Source organism: Rhizobium sp. P1_E6 (assembly GCF_056405875.1).
Genome location: NZ_JBFUBG010000021.1, coordinates 129,451 through 145,942 on the forward strand (window position 1 = coordinate 129,451; position 16,492 = coordinate 145,942).

The window sequence follows — 16,492 nt, forward strand, 5'->3', positions numbered from 1 at the left end:
GGCCTATCTTTGCGGCTTGCCGGCCGCTTCGCAAGAGCTGGCGGGTTCAGTCCTTCTCGGCAACCGGAAAGAGACTGAAGAGTGATTCGAGAAAAGCCAGAATGCTCTCGTTGCCCATGCTGTAGTAGACGAGCCGCCCTTCGCGCCGCGTATTGACGAGGCCTTCGAGCCTCAGCCGCGCAAGCTGCTGAGACACCATAGCCTGCTGTATACCAAGGATATCCTCGATCTCCCCGACGGTCCTTTCCCCTTCCGACAGGATACAGAGAATGAGAAGTCGGGTCTGATGGGCTAAAGCCTTCAGGAGATCGCTTGCCTCGTGGGCTTTGTCAGCAAGCTTCTGCAAGTCCTGGCCGGTCATGCCCGGCTTCGGTTTAGGCAATGGCATTTGCTTATCGGAAGGAGGTAATAAGGTAGATCAGTACACTATCATATTCGCAGAAGCGAATTGGTCAAATGTGGCGAAATACCAAAAAAAGTCCAAGCAAATCAGCAAATAAGCTGGCCGCCATTGATCTCTAGAACTTGACCGGTGATGTAGCCGGAGAGCGACGGGGCAGCCAGGAAGAGATAGGCAGGCGCGCAATCTTCTGCTGTTCCGAGCCGTTGCAGCGGAATAGACTTCCGGGCCTGCTCCAGTTTCTCGCGAGATGAATAGCGTGCATGGAAATCGGTTTCGATCGTGCCGGGTGAGACACAATTGACTCTTATAGCGTCAGGCGCGAGTTCCCGCGCCAGCGCCTTCGAATAGGTCGCAACGAAAGCCTTCGATGCGGAATAGATTGCAGAACCAGGACTTCCGCCCGTCAGCGCCGAAATCGAAACCGTATTGACGATGGCGGCGCCCTGCGCCGCCCGCAACGCGGGAAGCAGCGCCCGCGTCAACTCCACCACCGACGTCTGGTTGAGTCTCACGATGGTCTCGTAATCGGCATCGGTGAGCTCTCCGGCCGGAAAGCGGCCATGCATGGTGCCGGCATTGTTGACCAGCACATGCACGGCGTCGAAGAACTCGAGCGCTTCCGCCGCAAACTTCGCCGCCCCGCCCGGATGCAGGAAATCCGCCGGCAACAGCAGGGCGCGGCGCTCCGATTCGGCCGTCAGAAGAAAATCCGGCAGTTCGCGTTCTCCATCACGACCTGTGTGGACGAGTACGCGCGCACCGCAATCCAGAAACTGGCGGGCAATTTCCAGGCCGATACCCCGACCAGCCCCCGTGACGACGACATTGCGGTTCTCGAACAGTTTGGGATGAAACACGAAGCCCTCCTCCTTGCGGGACCGGCCCCGCCGCTTGCGCTATCAGGGCCTAACATATGCGGCCATCAGCTAAAAGAAAGCCCGAAGGTCTAAGCACCCAGGTCCAGAAGCCGCGCGCCGGCGCCTTCCTTACCGAGAACGTCGAAGGGATTGCGCAGTGGACAGGCGTCGATAGAGAGGCAACCGCAGCCGATGCAACTCGTCAGATGATCACGCAGCAGGCTCAGTCGCTTGATACGAGCATCGAGATCATCTTTCCAGAGCGCCGACAGCCGCTGCCAGTCCTCGACTGTCGGCGTACGACTCTGCGGCAGCGTTTCGAAGGCAGTCTGAATTTCGGCAAGCGGGATGCCGACGCGTTGCGCCACCTTGATGATGCCGAGACGCCTAAGAACGTCGCGGCCGTAGCGGCGCTGGTTGCCGCGGGTGCGGATGCTGGAGATCAGCCCCTTCGTCTCGTAGAAATGCAGGGCAGAGACAGCAAGTCCGCTTCGCTCTGCCACCTCGCCCACCGTCAGGAGCCTGCTCAGGGAGAATGCCGAATTCTGCTGCATGGCCTATTGACCTCAATGTTAGTTGAGGTTTTATAGACTGCGCTCCAGAGGCCGTAAAGCCGACACGAGAAGGAGCAATGCATGCAGAAACCCATGAGGCTTGCCGTCATCTACGGCAGCACGCGTGAGGGACGCATCTGCGACAGGGTGGTGAAATGGCTCGAAAGAGAGCTGGCCCGCTTTCCGCAATTCGAGATCGACATTATCGATCCGCTGGCATTTTCATTGCCGCGAGAGCATGTACCACATCATCCGGAGGCAAGACGGCTTGCTGACAGACTCCATCAGGCCGATGGCTTCATCCTCGTCACACCGGAATATAACCACAGCTTCACCGCTTCCCTGAAATTCCTCATCGATCTCTTCGCTGAGCCCTGGCACGGCAAGCCGATCGCTTTCATCTGCTATGGCGGCGTCTCCGCCGGATTGCGCGCGGTCGAACAGCTCCGCCTCGTCTTTGCGGAGCTTCACGCAGTCACGATCTGCGATGCCGTCAGCTTCAGTTCCCCCTGGCGCCGTTTCGACAATGAAGGCCGGCTGCAGGATCCAGAGGATGCGTTGCGCCGGCTTTCCCGAATGATGGCCCTGTTGCAATGGTGGACTGAGGCGCTGATCGCTGCCCGCAGCGACACTCCTTATGCCGGCATCGCCGCCTGAGACAACGATATCCGATTCCGTTTCTGGCAGGTACGGAACCGGCTGGGCACCCGGACAGGACCTCCGTCCGGGTGTTCCCCTCCCCTGACACTTGACAGCTGCGTCCGAACTGCCATCGCCCTTTCCGACCGTGTAGCCGGATAGGAATTTTACGGTTGCGGTATCGCAGGCCCGGTGCTAGCTTCCGCCACAATTTCACGGGGGAGCTCCGAATTGCCGGGGCTGAGATGTGAGGCGCATGCCTCCGGACCCTTCAAAGCTGATCTGGGTAATGCCAGCGGAGCGAGGTCCAAATGTTTTCCGGCGCACAAGTGTCTCTATATCCGATGTCCGGCAATTTCGTCGGCATCATCCTTGAAGCGATCAAGGCTCTCGATCCCTATCGTGATCGTCTTCGCATCGAAACCGACGATATTTCCACACTGATGGTCGGCCCGCCCGACGTGCTGTTTGCCGCCATGCGCGACCTCTTCGTCTCTGCTGCCGCAAGCGGCGAGCATTGCGTATTGTCCGCCGCAATCTCGCGGGGCTGCCCCGGCGAACCGGATGATGCGATCTGTGGCGCCGGCCTGTCTTCCAGCCGATCCGAGCCGCTCGCCGAGCGAGTGGAAGCCGCGATTGCGGCGGTCAAGGACACCACAGAAACCGGCCAGCCAACGGCCGCCCAATTTTCTCTGTACGTTATGGGAACGGGCACCCATATGGACGAGATCTATGGCTGCATCGATTTTCTGAAGCGCTCGGGCACATTCGACCGCTCCAAGAATTTCTGCACCAAGCTGCGCGGCGATGCCGGCGCGATCTTCGCGACCATCCATGAAGCTTTCTATCGCTTCGGCGATCCCGAAGGCCATGTAACGCTGGATATCACGGTCTCCGCGAACAGCCCGAGCAAAGCCTGAGACGCCTGACGGCAATGACCCTAGCGAAACCGGATTCGACATTTGCGCCGCTGAGGCGGGCCTTGCCCGCCATTCTTGCTGTGGCCGCCTTCCTGGCTGTTTGGGAGCTCTATGTCGACTTCTCCGGCATCAAACCCTCCATTCTTCCCTCGCCTTCGCGCATACTCACGCAGGGCTGGGTGAACAGGCAGGCCCTGCTCGACAATACCTGGCCGACGCTCAGCGCAACACTCGGCGGTTTTGCCCTGTCGCTGGTCTTCGCCTTCGCCTCGTCCGTGCTGATGGATTTCGTGCCCTTCATGCGCCGCGCGCTGCTGCCGCTCTTCATCGTCAGCCAGACACTGCCGCTGGTGGCAATCGCGCCTTTGGTCGTGCTGTGGTTCGGCTTCGGGCTGCTGCCGAAACTCCTGCTCGTTGCCCTCGTCACCTTCTTTCCGCTGCTGGTCGCCCTGTTGCAGGGCTATGAATCGACAGACGGGGATATCGCCGAGCTTCTGAGTTCCATGAAGGCAAGCCGCTGGCGCATCTTCCGCCTGGCACGGCTTCCCTCCGCCATGCCCTTCTTCTTTGCCGGCCTTCGCATATCGATCACCTATGCGGTCGTCGGTGCGATCTTCGCCGAATATGCAGGCGCTGCCCGTGGCCTTGGGATCTACATTCTCAATGCCAAGAACAATTTCCGCCCCGATCTCGTGCTCGCCGCCGTTGTCGTCAGCGCCCTTCTGACACTTTGCCTCTTCGGCCTTGCGCTGGCGATCCAGCATCTCGTCATGCCTTGGCAATCCTCGGCGGAGAAACGCCGATGAGCGGTATGCTGCAGCTGAAGAACATCTCGAAGTCCTTCGATGGCATGGAAGTGCTGAAGGATATTTCTCTCCATATCGCCAGAGGCGAATTCGTCTCGATCGTCGGCCCCTCGGGTTCCGGCAAGTCGACGATCCTCAGGCTGCTGACGCAGGCGCTTCAAGCCGATAATGGTGACATTTTCTTCGACGGCACCCCGCTCGCGCAAGCCGCTCACGCCTTCGCCTTCATGCCCCAGCGCGATGCGTTGATGCCGTGGCGAAGCGTCATCGACAATGCAATCCTCGGCCTCGAAGTACATGGTATGCGCCGCAGCCAAGCGCGCGCCGCAGCCGCCCCCCTCTTTGAGCGCTTCGGCCTTGCCGGCTTCGAAAACCACTACCCCGCAGCTCTTTCAGGGGGCATGCGCCAGCGCGCCGCCCTGCTGCGCACCGTGATCCAGCGCCAGGACATGCTACTGCTCGACGAGCCCTTCGGCGCACTCGACGCACTGACCCGCACGCAGATGCAGGAATGGCTGCAGGGTATGTGGACGGATCACCGCTGGACAGCCCTTCTGATTACCCACGATGTGCGGGAAGCCGTCTTCCTGTCCGACCGCATCTATGTGCTTTCCGCTCGCCCCGCAACGGTAGTCAGGGAATTCGAGGTACCACTCGCGAGGCCGCGTACGCTTGCCGACCTTGGTTCCCCGACTGCTCAAGCGATCGAAACCGAAATTCTTCAAACACTGCTGCATCCGCAAAGAACCTGAGGAGGTCCTGATGCTTCTCACCCGCCGACAGACCCTTTTTGCCGCCATGGCCGCAAGCCTTGCCGGCCGCACCGCCTTCGCCCAATCCACCGCCAAAGCGCGCGTCGCACTCGACTGGACACCGAACACCAATCACATCGGCATCTATGTCGCCAAGGCGAAGGGTTTCTATGAGGCTGCCGGCCTCAACGTCGAAATCCTGCCTTATGCCGATACCAGCGCCGGCACGCTGGTCGCAAACGGTGTCGCCGATTTCGGTATCTGCGGAGAGATCGAGACTTTCACCCAGCGCGCCGCCGGTGCGGATGTGAAACTTGTCTACGCCGTGGTGCAGACGGAAACCGGCAGATTGATCTTCAAGGGCGGCCGCGACGACATCAAGAGCCCCCGGGATTTGGACGGCAAGACCTATGGCGGCTTCGGCGGCGCATGGGAGGAAGCGCTCGTCTCCTCGATGATCCGCAACGACGGCGGCAAGGGCACAATCCAGAACGTTACCCTCGGCACCTCGGCCTATGAGGCACTCGACAATGGCGCCGTGGATTTCACGCTGGAAATCTACACCTGGGAGGGCATTGCCGCCCAACTCGAGAACCGGCAGGTCGGCCGCTGGCGTTATAGCGATTACGGCATTCCCGACGAGCAGACGACCGCGATCGCTTCGAGCGATGCCTATCTTGCGGCCAATCCGAAAAACGCCCGCGCATTCGTCCAGGCGACGCTGAAGGGTTACGCCTATTCGGTCGAGAACCCGGACGAAGCCTGCGATCTCCTGATTGCCGGCAGCAATGGCGCACTGCTTAACACCGACCTTGTCAAGGCATCGCAGAAGGCCCTTGTCGAGGGGCATTTCCTTAAGGGCGAAAACGGCGCGATCGGCACCATCGATCCGGCCAAGGCGGAAGCGATCGGCACCTTCCTGTTCGATCATGGCATCCTCCTCGATGCCAACGGTACGGCACTGAAGGAAAAACCCGACTTTTCCGCCTACTACACCAACGATCTCCTCGGCTGAGGCGAGCCGCCCTTGCGGGCAGCAGCTTTCCGCTGCAAGGTCCCGCAAGGAGCGAGGGAGTGACATGCAGCAGCAGAACCGGGTGGCCGGGGCGGATTTCTTGCGCGCAGCCGCCTGCTTGCTCGTCCTCATCCATCATCTCATTTTGCGCATCGACCTCACCAAACTCGGCGAAGGATCGCGGCCGACGCTGACTGCCTTGCGCTTCGGCAATTTCGGCGTCGCCATCTTCTTCATTCTCAGCGGATTCCTGCTGGCCTTGCCGTTCTGGCGCGCCCTTGACGCCGGTGGTGCCATGCCCGACCTGCGCATCTATGCACTGCGTCGCGCGACCCGCATCGTACCCGGCTATTGGGTGGCTTTGACCGCGGGCTTCATCCTGAGCTTCACGCTGCTTGAATTTGCGCTGACACCGGAACTCCTTATGCGCTATGCCAGCGGTCTCTTCTTCATGAGCCAATGGCACTGGCGCACCTTCTTTCCTGTCGAAGGGAACGGCCCGCTCTGGTCCATATCCTTCGAAGCGACGAGCTATGTGCTGCTGCCGCTTGGCTTCCTCTGGCTTTTCGCCATCCCGGAAAAACGCCGATCGCCGCTCGTGACGCGCCTTGCCTGGCTCGGCATCATTGTCGCAGCACTGATCGGCCATGAAACCTTCCGTGCGCTTGCCCCTCCCAATGAGATTGACCGTGGCTGGCAGTATGGCATGCATGGCGGCGCGAAGGAGTGGATGCCCAACTACAATCCAATCGGCTTCTTCGCCGTTTTCGCACTCGGTTCACTCGCAGCCGGCATTCAGATCCTGCTGGCGCGAAAGCGTCGGATCTGGTTCGACATTATTGCATTTGCCTGCCTTGTTGCAGCCGGCTTCCAGCTACCGCTTTCGACAGGCGGACCTTGGGAAGCCTATGGATGGCTCGGAATCCCCTATGCCTTTCCGCTTTTTCCGGTTCTGATCGCTGTCGCCCTTGTGTCGCTCTCACGCTCCGTGCTGCTTGCGGCACTGCTGGACAATGCCTTCATGCGTTTTGCTGCAACCATCTCCTTCGGCATCTATATCTGGCAGGACATCGTGCTGACTTCGATGCAGACGATCTCTCCGGCCATATTCGGGATCGGGAAAGACGATCCGTTACGGGATTGGTTTATCGGCTGCACCTTTGCGACGGTGATCATTTTTCCTATAGCAAGCCTCAGCTATTTCCTTCTCGAGCGGCCGGCAATACGACGCGCCGCACGCATAACGCGCAAGAATTCAGCCATTAACGCAATATAGTTAATTCGAAGCCAGCCAAAATATCCGGGACATATTTCGAAATACTCCCAAATTTGGCCCCGTTAGGGTTACGAAAACATTAAGCAAGCGGGTGACAAATCGATCCTGTCCATGTATTTGTGCCGGCGCGATGCAATATGAGAGTATTCCCACGGACGTTGCTTAATGAACGTGTTTACTTCAAACAAGCTTCAAGAGACGGTTTTCTCTGCAAAAACAGTGAAGATGAAGGCTCTAGAGGCAGCGAATTCCAATATTCGCCAGCCCGACAGCTTTGTCTCGTTGGATGGGCGAAACCGGCTTCAGCTTGGTTTGAAAAGAGCTTTCGACATTTTCGGGGCAACCAGCGCCCTAGTCATCCTGTTTCCGGTTCTTCTGACCATTGCGCTTCTCATCGTGATCGATGACGGCGGACCGATATTTTTCCGGCAGATTCGCTGGGGCCTGAAGGGCAGCAAGATCACCGTCTACAAGTTCCGCTCCATGCGGACGGACCTCTGCGATCCGACCGGCATCGAACAGACCGTCAAGGGCGATCGGCGCGTAACGCGGATCGGCGCCTTCCTGCGCAAGACCAATATCGACGAGCTTCCCCAGCTTCTCAACGTTATCAAGGGCGATATGTCGCTCGTCGGGCCCCGATGCCATGCCATCAACATGCGCGCAGCCGGCATGCTCTACGAAGAGCTGGTGCCCGAATATCATTACCGCCATCTGATGCGGCCGGGCATTACCGGCCTTGCCCAGACGCGCGGCTGGCGCGGCCCGACAGAGCGCCCGACAAAGGCACGCGCCCGCATCGCCAGCGATATCTATTACATCAGAAATTTCAGCCTCTGGCTGGATATGAAGATCCTGTTCGGCACACTGCTGTCCGAACTGCGCGGTGGCACCGGCTTCTGAAAAGCCACTTCAAGTGACTTCCAGGACGTGCGGCGAAAGCCACCTCTTTTCGTTTCAATGTCCGGTATGATACCCGCAGCCTTCGCAGCGATGAATAAAGCCGGACTGGCATCAAAGAAGCCTTCCAGGGTGTCGCTCGGCACTTCTATGCGGCTACCCCTGCAAACGATGACGTATGATGAACGGCGCTGCGCCTGCCGCAGGGTGCGGCTTGCCAAAGAAAAAGCGGCCTTGAAAGGCCGTTTTTCTCACTCTGTCAGTCTTTGACTGAGCCGATCAGTCCTGCTGGACGACGCCACGCAGGTGGGTCAGTTCCATGATGAAGTGCTCGAGCTTGGACTTATGCTCGTGATGCTCGGTATCTTCGAGCTCTTTCTTCGCAGCTTCGATACGGCGGGTCAGTTCGTCCTTGTTGAGTTCTTCGACGCGAACAGCAGACTCGGCAAGCAGCGTGCAGCCGGTCGGCAGGATGTCGGCAAAACCGCCAAACACGACGTAGTCCTGCTTGGAGCCGGAAGCGGAACGTACGCTCACGATGCCCGGCTTGATGGTCGTCATCGTCGGAGCATGATTGGCCATGACCGTCATCTCGCCTTCGGTCGCAGGAATGACGACCTCGGTCACCATTTCCGACAACAGCAGACGCTCCGGCGAAACGAGCTCAAAGTTGAAATTGTCAGCCATCAGTGACTTACCTTCTCGGCTATGGCTTTCGCATCTTGCAATTTGGTCCCGCAGAACGGGCAGTGCATTATCGCTTGGTCGAGATATCCGAGGCCTTCCTCGGTCTGCGCCAACCCCACCACCATCATCGTCACGCCGTTATCGGCACGGTATATGGTCGGCACTGCAGGTTCAGGGAGTTCCGCCACGACCCCTTTGAGGGAGTCGCAGCAGAATATCTCGTCCTGAGCATCGCTCATCAGGCAGCTGCGAGCTTCTTGGCTTTCTCGACAGCTTCATCGATCGAGCCAACCATGTAGAAGGCAGCCTCCGGCAGGTGGTCATACTCGCCGTTGACGAGACCCTTGAAGCCCTTGATCGTGTCTTCGAGAGCAACGAGCTTGCCCGGCGAGCCGGTGAAGACTTCGGCAACGAAGAACGGCTGCGACAGGAAGCGTTCAATCTTGCGGGCGCGGGCAACAGCGATCTTGTCCTCTTCGGACAGTTCGTCCATGCCCAGGATGGCGATGATGTCCTGCAGGGCCTTGTAGCGCTGGAGGGTCGACTGAACCTTACGGGCAATTTCGTAATGTTCGTCGCCGACGACCAGCGGATCGAGCATGCGCGAGGTGGAGTCGAGCGGGTCGACAGCCGGGTAGATGCCCTTTTCGGCGATAGAACGCGACAGAACCGTCGTTGCGTCCAAGTGGGCGAACGAGGTTGCCGGTGCCGGGTCGGTCAAGTCGTCGGCCGGAACGTAAATGGCCTGAACCGAGGTGATCGAGCCGGTCGTCGTCGTGGTGATGCGTTCCTGCATCTGACCCATGTCCGTTGCAAGCGTCGGCTGATAGCCGACGGCCGAAGGAATACGGCCGAGCAGAGCCGACACTTCCGAACCTGCCTGCGTGAAGCGGAAGATATTGTCGACGAAGAACAGAACGTCCTGACCCTGGTCGCGGAAGTGTTCGGCAACCGTCAGACCAGTCAGAGCGACGCGAGCGCGGGCGCCCGGCGGTTCGTTCATCTGGCCATAAACCAGCGCAGCCTTGGAGCCTTCGCCGCCGCCATGCTTGTTGACGTTCGATTCGATCATTTCGTGGTAGAGGTCGTTGCCCTCGCGGGTACGTTCACCGACACCTGCGAAAACCGAGTAACCACCATGCGCCTTGGCGACGTTGTTGATCAGTTCCATGATCAGAACGGTCTTGCCGACGCCTGCGCCGCCAAAGAGGCCGATCTTGCCGCCGCGTGCGTAAGGCGCGAGAAGATCGACGACCTTGATGCCGGTGACGAGGATCTGTGCTTCCGTGGACTGCTCCACATAGGCCGGTGCGTCCTGGTGGATGGAACGCTTGTGTGCGGTAACCAGCGGACCAGCTTCGTCGACCGGCTCGCCGATGACGTTCATGATGCGGCCGAGCGTCTCGTTACCCACCGGAACCATGATCGGAGCACCGGTATCGGTGACTACCTGGCCGCGGACGAGACCTTCGGACGAGTCCATCGCAATGGTACGAACTTCGTTTTCGCCGAGGTGCTGGGCAACTTCGAGAACCAGACGGTTGCCGTTGTTGCTCGTTTCCAGCGCGTTCAGGATCTTCGGCAGATCGCCTTCGAAAGCAACGTCAACGACGGCGCCGATAACCTGTGTGACTCTGCCGACAGAGCCGGTCTTGGGGGTAGCTGCCTCAGCCATTTTCTGACCCTCTTTTCCTAACCTCAGAGCGCTTCCGCGCCCGAAATGATTTCAATGAGTTCCTTGGTGATCTGCGCCTGACGCTGACGGTTGTAGCTCAGCGTCAGCTTATTGATCATCTCACCAGCATTGCGCGTCGCGTTATCCATCGCGCTCATCTTGGCGCCCATTTCACCCGCGACGTTCTCAAGGAGAGCACGGAAGATCTGGACAGAGATATTGCGCGGGATCAGATCGTCGAGGATCGACGCCGGATCCGGCTCGTATTCGTATACAGCGCCAGCATGTTCTGCGTCCTCGGCGACAACCTCAGGGGCCTTGGCCGGAATGAGCTGCTGTGCGGTCGGAATCTGCGAGATGACCGACTTGAACTCGGAATAGAACAACGTGCAGACGTCGAATTCGCCGGCTTCGAACATCTCGATGATGCGCTTGCCGATCTGGTCTGCGTTCTCGAAGCCGACGCGCTTCACATCGCGCAGTTCCTTGCGCTCGATGATCAGCGAAGCGTATTCGCGACGCAGAATGTCGTAACCCTTCTTGCCGACGGTGAAGATCTTTACCGTCTTGCCCTCAGCGGTCAGCTTGCGGACGTGATCGCGCGCAAAACGCGCGATCTGCGAGTTGAAGCCACCGCAAAGACCGCGCTCCGCGGTGCAGACGACGAGCAGATGGACCTGGTCCTTGCCGGTGCCGGTCATAAGCGCCGGCGCACCGTCTGCATCGGTAACGGCCTTGGCGATGTTCGCCAGAACCGCACCCATGCGCTGCGAATAGGGCCTGGCGGCCTCGGCCGCCTCCTGCGCACGCCGAAGCTTCGCCGCGGCGACCATTTTCATCGCCTTGGTGATCTTCTGCGTCGCCTTGACGGAGGCGATCCGGTTCTTCAGATCCTTAAGTGAAGGCATCCGTTATCCGTCCTAACTTAGGGCCCGATTACGAGAAAGACTTGGCGAAGCTGTCAACAGCAGCCGTGAGCTGGCTCCTGGTGCCGTCGCTGATTGCCTTTTCCGTGCGGATCGCGTCGAGGATGGCGGAGCCTTCCGAACGCAGGTACGAAAGCAAGCCCTGCTCGAACTTGCCGACCGATGCGACCGGCAGCTTGTCGAGATAGCCGTTAACGCCAGCGAAAATCACCGCAACCTGCTCTTCCGTCTTCAGCGGCGAGAACTGCGGCTGCTTCAGAAGTTCGGTCAGGCGCGCACCGCGGTTCAGCAGGCGCTGCGTTGCAGCGTCAAGGTCCGAACCGAACTGGGCGAAGGCAGCCATTTCGCGATACTGGGCAAGTTCGCCCTTGATCGAGCCGGCAACCTGCTTCATCGCCTTGATCTGCGCCGCCGAACCGACGCGGGAAACCGACAGACCGACGTTCACGGCCGGGCGGATGCCCTGATAGAACAGGTCGGTTTCAAGGAAGATCTGGCCGTCGGTGATCGAGATCACGTTGGTCGGAATGAAGGCCGACACGTCGTTGCCCTGCGTTTCGATAACAGGAAGAGCAGTCAGCGAGCCGGCGCCCTGGTCGTCGTTCATCTTCGCAGCGCGCTCAAGGAGACGCGAGTGCAGGTAGAAAACGTCGCCCGGATAGGCTTCGCGGCCCGGCGGGCGGCGCAGCAGCAGCGACATCTGGCGGTAGGAAACGGCCTGCTTGGACAGGTCGTCGTAACCGATCAGCGCGTGCATGCCGTTATCGCGGAAATATTCGCCCATGGCGCAGCCGGCAAACGGTGCCAGATACTGCATCGGAGCCGGATCGGAAGCGGTAGCGGCAACGATGATCGAATACTTCAGCGCGCCGCGCTCTTCGAGCACCTTGACGAACTGTGCGACAGTCGAACGCTTCTGACCGATGGCGACGTAGACGCAGTAAAGCTTCTCACCTTCCGGACCGTTCTCGTGAATGGCCTTCTGGTTGAGGAAGGCATCGAGCAGGATCGCGGTCTTGCCGGTCTGGCGGTCGCCGATGACGAGCTCGCGCTGGCCGCGGCCAACCGGGATGAGGGCGTCGATGGCCTTGAGGCCGGTCGACATCGGCTCATGAACCGACTTGCGCGGAATGATGCCCGGAGCCTTGATGTCGACGCGCGAACGGCGGGTCGCGTTGATCGGGCCCTTGCCGTCGATCGGATTGCCGAGAGCATCGACAACACGGCCGAGCAGTTCCGGACCGACCGGAACGTCAACGATCGCGCCAGTGCGCTTGACGGTGTCGCCTTCCTTGATGTCGCGGTCGGCGCCGAAAATAACGACACCGACATTGTCGGATTCAAGGTTKAGCGCCATGCCGCGGATGCCGCCCGGGAACTCGACCATTTCACCTGCCTGGACGTTGTCCAGACCGTAAACGCGAGCGATACCGTCACCGACGGAGAGAACCTGGCCGACTTCCGAGACTTCTGCCTCTTTGCCGAAATTTTTGATCTGGTCTTTGAGAATTGCGGAAATTTCCGCGGCGCGGATATCCATCAGCCAACCTCTTTCAATGCGAGCTTAAGGGTAGAGAGTTTGGTACGAAGAGACGTATCAATCTGACGGGACCCGACCTTGACGATCAGACCACCAAGAATTGACGGATCAACCGTGACGTTGATCGTCACGTCTTTGCCGGTGACGCTCTTGAGTGCCGCCTTCAATTCGGTTTCCTGCGCTTCAGTCAGCGCATGGGCCGAAGTGACTTCGGCAGAAATTTCGCCGCGATGGTTGGCAGCAATGATACGGAAGGCCTTGATCATGCCCGGCAGGGCAAACAGGCGACGGTTACGCGCCACGACCTTCAGGAAATTGGCGAAGAAACCCGAGATGCCAGCCTTCTCGCTGAGAGCGATGATGGCCTTCACCTGATCCTCGGAGGAGAAAACCGGGCTCATGACGAAGCGCTTCAGGTCGCTGCTCTCATCCAGCATCGCCTGGAAACGGTCGAGATCGGCGGTAACGCTGTCGACCACACCTTCTTCGAGCGCCAACTCGAAAAGAGACGAGGCATAGCGCTCGGCAACACCAGAAGTAAGCTGGGACGTGTCTGCCACGGGCACAAATTTCCCTGATTTCAATCCAAAATCCGACTTCCGACGGGCGCCGAGCCTATGACTTTGAATTCGTTTTGATTTCCCCCAGAAATCGCAAGAGAAGCCTCTTGCTTCTTCCGAAATTCGGGGTCCGTCTAACATAGGATGTTCGGACTCGCAACACGCGTAACGCCCGAATAAGCCTTTCACATGATTTTCTATCGGCAAAATCACGCAAACGCCCGAAAGCGGCCTGTGAAGCGCTCTCTTTCGGCTCTGGATCAGCCCTGCAGGAAGCCAAATACGTGAAGGAGTGGCAAAGCCGCAACGGCGGCCTGTACAACCAGAAGTAAATAATTGAGCATCGTGCTCCCCCTGTCGGACAGGATGGAAATGATGCGAGCGAAAGCCGCCATCGCGAAGGCCGCTCCAAGCGCCAGATAAGTCCAGTCCTGCGCCAGCATGATCGCGGCAAGGCCGAGACCGAGATAGAAACCGCCTATCGACCGCACTTCACTGAAACCTTCGCGCCGCTCGCCGCGCGGAGCAAGGCCGAAGAAACGCATGGCAAGGCCGGGTGCAAACATCATGATGAAACCGGCAACCGCAGTGAAAGCCGCCGCGCCGAAAGCAAGCTGCTCGCCCATCTCCGTCGGAAAGTAGAACTCCATGCCTCGACCCCAAATCATCAGCTGATTCTGTGTTTATGCCATGATCGGCGACATCCGGAAACGCCGGGCCGCAACGATCTACAGGAAGCTCTGCGGATCGATATCGAGCTGCACCTGAACCGAGCCGCGCTCCTTCGGCGATTGTAAGAGCATCGCCCGCAGATAGGCCTGCATGTCCGAGTTCCGGCGGCCATGCACCAGGAGGCGGAAGCGATGGCGGCCGCGCACCAGCGCCAGCGGCGCCTCCGCCGGCCCGAGAACGGAAATGCCTGACACCTGCGGTGCGGCGTTGCGCATGCCGCGCGCATGGTTTTCCGCATCATGGCGCGTATCGGCTGAAACGATGATGGAGGCGAGCCTGCCGAAGGGCGGCAGGATGGCACGCTCGCGCTCGCTGATCTCGCGCTCGTAGAAAGCCCGGGCATCGCCGGAGACGATCGCCTGCATGACAGGATGCTGCGGCTGGTAGGTCTGCAGCAGACCGTGGCTCTTCAGGCCCGTTCGGCCGGCGCGGCCCGTGACCTGCGAAAGCAGCTGGAAGGTCCGCTCGGCCGCGCGCGGATCACCGTTCGCCAGGCCAAGATCGGAATCGACGATGCCGACCAGCGTCATCAGCGGGAAGTTGTGCCCCTTGGCGACAAGCTGCGTGCCGATGACGATATCGGCTTCGCCCTTGGCGATAGCATCGAGCTCCAGCCGCAGCCGCTTCACCCCGCCCAAGATGTCGGAGGAAAGCACGATGGTGCGCGCATCCGGAAAATGCCGCTCCACCTCTTCGGCAATGCGCTCCACGCCCGGCCCGCAAGCAACGAGATGGTCGAGCGTCCCGCATTCCGGGCAGGCCTCCGGCGTCGGCTCGTTATGACCGCACTGATGGCATTGCAATTGCCGGCGGAAGCGATGCTCCACCAGCCAGCTCGAACATTGCGGGCACTGGAAACGATGGCCGCAGACACGGCAGAGCGTCAGCGGCGCATAACCGCGGCGATTGAGGAAGAGCAGCGCCTGCTCGCCCTTCTCCACTGTTTTGCCGATCGCCCGAACCAGCACCGGCGACAGGAAACCGCCGCGCTCCGGCGCATGGCGCCGCATGTCGACGAGATGCAGGTCGGGCAGCGCGGCATCGCCAAAACGCGTCGGCAGATGGATCGTGCTGTAGCGTCCACTCTGGCCGTTCACCTGGCTTTCAACCGAAGGCGTCGCCGAAACGAGCACGACGGGGAAATCGCCGATCCGCGCCCGCACGACCGCCATGTCGCGCGCATTGTAGTAGACCCGGTCCTCCTGCTTGTAGGCAGGATCGTGCTCTTCATCGACGACGATGAGGCCCAGATCTTCGAACGGCAGGAAGAGGGCCGAGCGTGCGCCGGCGACGACCCGCACCTCTCCGGTCACCGCCTGCCGCCAGACCTTTTCACGGGTTCGCGGTGCAAGGTCGGAATGCCATTCGGCAGGTTTCGCGCCGAAGCGATCCTGAAAACGTTCGAGGAAACTTGCGGTAAGCGCGATCTCCGGCAGCAGGATCAGCACCTGCTTGCCGCGCCTGAGAGTTTCGGCAATCGCCTCGAAATAGACTTCCGTCTTGCCGGAGCCGGTAACGCCGTCGATCAGCGAAACCGCGAATTCGCCCTTGCGCACCTCATCCAGAATTTCCTCGGCAGCTTCCTTCTGCGGCCCTTCGAGGCGCGAACCGATAAAATCCGGGTCCGGCTTGGCAACGATGGGCGGCGGCGGCAGGAAGATGGTCTCGAAGATGCCCTGTGCTATCAGCCCGTCGACAACGCTGGTGGAAACGCCCGCCGCATGCGCAAGGCCGGTACGCGTCCAGGAAAGCCCGTCCGATGTTGCGTCAAGCACACGGGCGCGCGCCGGCGTCATCCGCTCCGGCTCGCCGCCGACGAAACGCAATCCCTCCACCATCGGCTCCGGCTCGAAAGCATTCGGCGCCCTCAGCGCCATCCGCGCCACCAGTCCCGGCGGAGAAAGCGTATAGGTCGCCACCCAGTCGATGAAATCCCGCATCTCCTTGTTGAGCGGCGGGCAATCGAAAACGTGGGTGATGGGCCTGAGCTTCTTAGGATCGACGCCATCCTCGCCGCCATCCCAGACGACGCCGATCACCTGGCGTGGCCCGAGCGGCACCTGCACGACCGAGCCGGGCTCGACCGCCATGCCTTCAGGCACCGAATAGGAATAGGGTTTTGGCGCCGGCATCGGCACCAGCACCGGAACCGTACGGTTCACGGGCGGAGCCTCGAAAAGCGCGCCAAAAAGATCGGACGAATCTGTACTCATTGCGGCAGACCATGCCCGCAACGGCCATAAAATGAAA

General features: G+C 60.0%; 18 protein-coding genes and 1 riboswitch. Of the genes, 7 read left to right on the top strand and 11 right to left on the bottom strand.

All coding sequences use genetic code 11. From position 1 onward, the window contains the following. Positions 1–46: 46 nt before the first annotated feature. From AC1D35_RS13690 to soxR, 3 genes are all read right to left on the bottom strand, one after another. Positions 47–388, bottom strand: coding sequence for a metalloregulator ArsR/SmtB family transcription factor (locus tag AC1D35_RS13690; protein ID WP_113299139.1), 342 nt, complete (start codon positions 386–388; stop codon positions 47–49). A 101-nt stretch (positions 389–489) separates the two neighbouring features. Then, complete coding sequence (locus tag AC1D35_RS13695; RefSeq protein WP_113299140.1) at positions 490–1,260, bottom strand: SDR family oxidoreductase; 771 nt, start codon at positions 1,258–1,260, stop codon at positions 490–492. A gap of 89 nt (positions 1,261–1,349) precedes the next feature. Continuing rightward, positions 1,350–1,814 carry a redox-sensitive transcriptional activator SoxR gene (soxR, locus tag AC1D35_RS13700; protein ID WP_113299141.1) on the bottom strand — a complete coding sequence of 155 codons (465 nt, stop codon included), beginning with the start codon at positions 1,812–1,814 and terminating at the stop codon, positions 1,350–1,352. 81 nt (positions 1,815–1,895) lie between these two features. Here soxR and AC1D35_RS13705 point away from each other — a divergent pair, with 81 nt between their 5' ends. The 7 genes from AC1D35_RS13705 to AC1D35_RS13735 all read left to right on the top strand — a co-directional run bounded on the left by AC1D35_RS13705 (position 1,896) and on the right by AC1D35_RS13735 (position 8,125). Further along, the gene (locus tag AC1D35_RS13705) at positions 1,896–2,471 is read left to right on the top strand and encodes an NAD(P)H-dependent oxidoreductase (RefSeq protein WP_113308251.1); all 576 of its coding nucleotides are present in this window, start codon (positions 1,896–1,898) and stop codon (positions 2,469–2,471) included. Positions 2,472–2,660: 189 nt separating this feature from the next. Then, positions 2,661–2,774, top strand: a riboswitch (TPP riboswitch). Beyond that, a complete protein-coding gene (locus AC1D35_RS13710) occupies positions 2,765–3,373 on the top strand; it encodes a YkoF family thiamine/hydroxymethylpyrimidine-binding protein (RefSeq protein ID WP_113299143.1) in 609 nt (202 codons plus the stop codon). (Overlaps the previous riboswitch by 10 nt.) 14 nt (positions 3,374–3,387) lie before the next feature. Beyond that, positions 3,388–4,179, top strand: a complete 792-nt coding sequence (locus tag AC1D35_RS13715) for an ABC transporter permease (protein ID WP_113308252.1) — start codon at positions 3,388–3,390, stop codon at positions 4,177–4,179. Next, positions 4,176–4,931 carry an ABC transporter ATP-binding protein gene (locus tag AC1D35_RS13720; protein WP_113308253.1) on the top strand — a complete coding sequence of 252 codons (756 nt, stop codon included), beginning with the start codon at positions 4,176–4,178 and terminating at the stop codon, positions 4,929–4,931. The genes AC1D35_RS13715 and AC1D35_RS13720 overlap by 4 nt, the downstream gene beginning before the upstream one ends. Before the next feature lie 7 nt (positions 4,932–4,938). Next, positions 4,939–5,946 carry an ABC transporter substrate-binding protein gene (locus tag AC1D35_RS13725; RefSeq protein WP_113308279.1) on the top strand — a complete coding sequence of 336 codons (1,008 nt, stop codon included), beginning with the start codon at positions 4,939–4,941 and terminating at the stop codon, positions 5,944–5,946. 64 nt (positions 5,947–6,010) lie between these two features. Continuing rightward, complete coding sequence (locus AC1D35_RS13730; RefSeq protein WP_113308254.1) at positions 6,011–7,222, top strand: acyltransferase family protein; 1,212 nt, start codon at positions 6,011–6,013, stop codon at positions 7,220–7,222. 165 nt (positions 7,223–7,387) lie between these two features. Continuing rightward, on the top strand, positions 7,388–8,125 hold the full coding sequence (locus AC1D35_RS13735) for a sugar transferase (protein ID WP_113308255.1): 738 nt from the start codon (positions 7,388–7,390) through the stop codon (positions 8,123–8,125). 276 nt (positions 8,126–8,401) lie between these two features. Here the strand turns inward: AC1D35_RS13735 and AC1D35_RS13740 are convergent, their stop codons facing one another. The 8 genes from AC1D35_RS13740 to AC1D35_RS13775 form a co-directional block, all read right to left on the bottom strand. After that, positions 8,402–8,809 carry a F0F1 ATP synthase subunit epsilon gene (locus tag AC1D35_RS13740; protein WP_113308256.1) on the bottom strand — a complete coding sequence of 136 codons (408 nt, stop codon included), beginning with the start codon at positions 8,807–8,809 and terminating at the stop codon, positions 8,402–8,404. Beyond that, positions 8,809–9,048 (bottom strand): hypothetical protein, encoded by a 240-nt coding sequence (locus tag AC1D35_RS13745; RefSeq protein WP_113299149.1) that lies wholly within the window; start codon positions 9,046–9,048, stop codon positions 8,809–8,811. The genes AC1D35_RS13740 and AC1D35_RS13745 overlap by 1 nt, the downstream gene beginning before the upstream one ends. Continuing rightward, entirely contained in the window at positions 9,048–10,484 is a 1,437-nt protein-coding gene (atpD, locus tag AC1D35_RS13750; RefSeq protein WP_113308258.1) for a F0F1 ATP synthase subunit beta, read from the bottom strand. The genes AC1D35_RS13745 and atpD overlap by 1 nt, the downstream gene beginning before the upstream one ends. Before the next feature lie 23 nt (positions 10,485–10,507). After that, the gene (locus AC1D35_RS13755; protein WP_113308259.1) at positions 10,508–11,392 is read right to left on the bottom strand and encodes a F0F1 ATP synthase subunit gamma; all 885 of its coding nucleotides are present in this window, start codon (positions 11,390–11,392) and stop codon (positions 10,508–10,510) included. 28 nt (positions 11,393–11,420) lie between these two features. Continuing rightward, positions 11,421–12,950: a F0F1 ATP synthase subunit alpha gene (gene atpA, locus AC1D35_RS13760; protein ID WP_113299152.1), complete on the bottom strand. Its 1,530-nt coding sequence runs from the start codon at positions 12,948–12,950 to the stop codon at positions 11,421–11,423. Next, positions 12,950–13,516, bottom strand: a complete 567-nt coding sequence (locus AC1D35_RS13765) for a F0F1 ATP synthase subunit delta (RefSeq protein ID WP_113308260.1) — start codon at positions 13,514–13,516, stop codon at positions 12,950–12,952. Before AC1D35_RS13765 ends, atpA begins: the two co-directional genes overlap by 1 nt. Before the next feature lie 254 nt (positions 13,517–13,770). Continuing rightward, a complete protein-coding gene (locus AC1D35_RS13770) occupies positions 13,771–14,160 on the bottom strand; it encodes an AGROH133_08824 family phage infection protein (protein WP_113308261.1) in 390 nt (129 codons plus the stop codon). 78 nt (positions 14,161–14,238) lie between these two features. Continuing rightward, positions 14,239–16,455 carry a primosomal protein N' gene (locus AC1D35_RS13775; RefSeq protein WP_113308262.1) on the bottom strand — a complete coding sequence of 739 codons (2,217 nt, stop codon included), beginning with the start codon at positions 16,453–16,455 and terminating at the stop codon, positions 14,239–14,241. Positions 16,456–16,492: the final 37 nt, after the last annotated feature.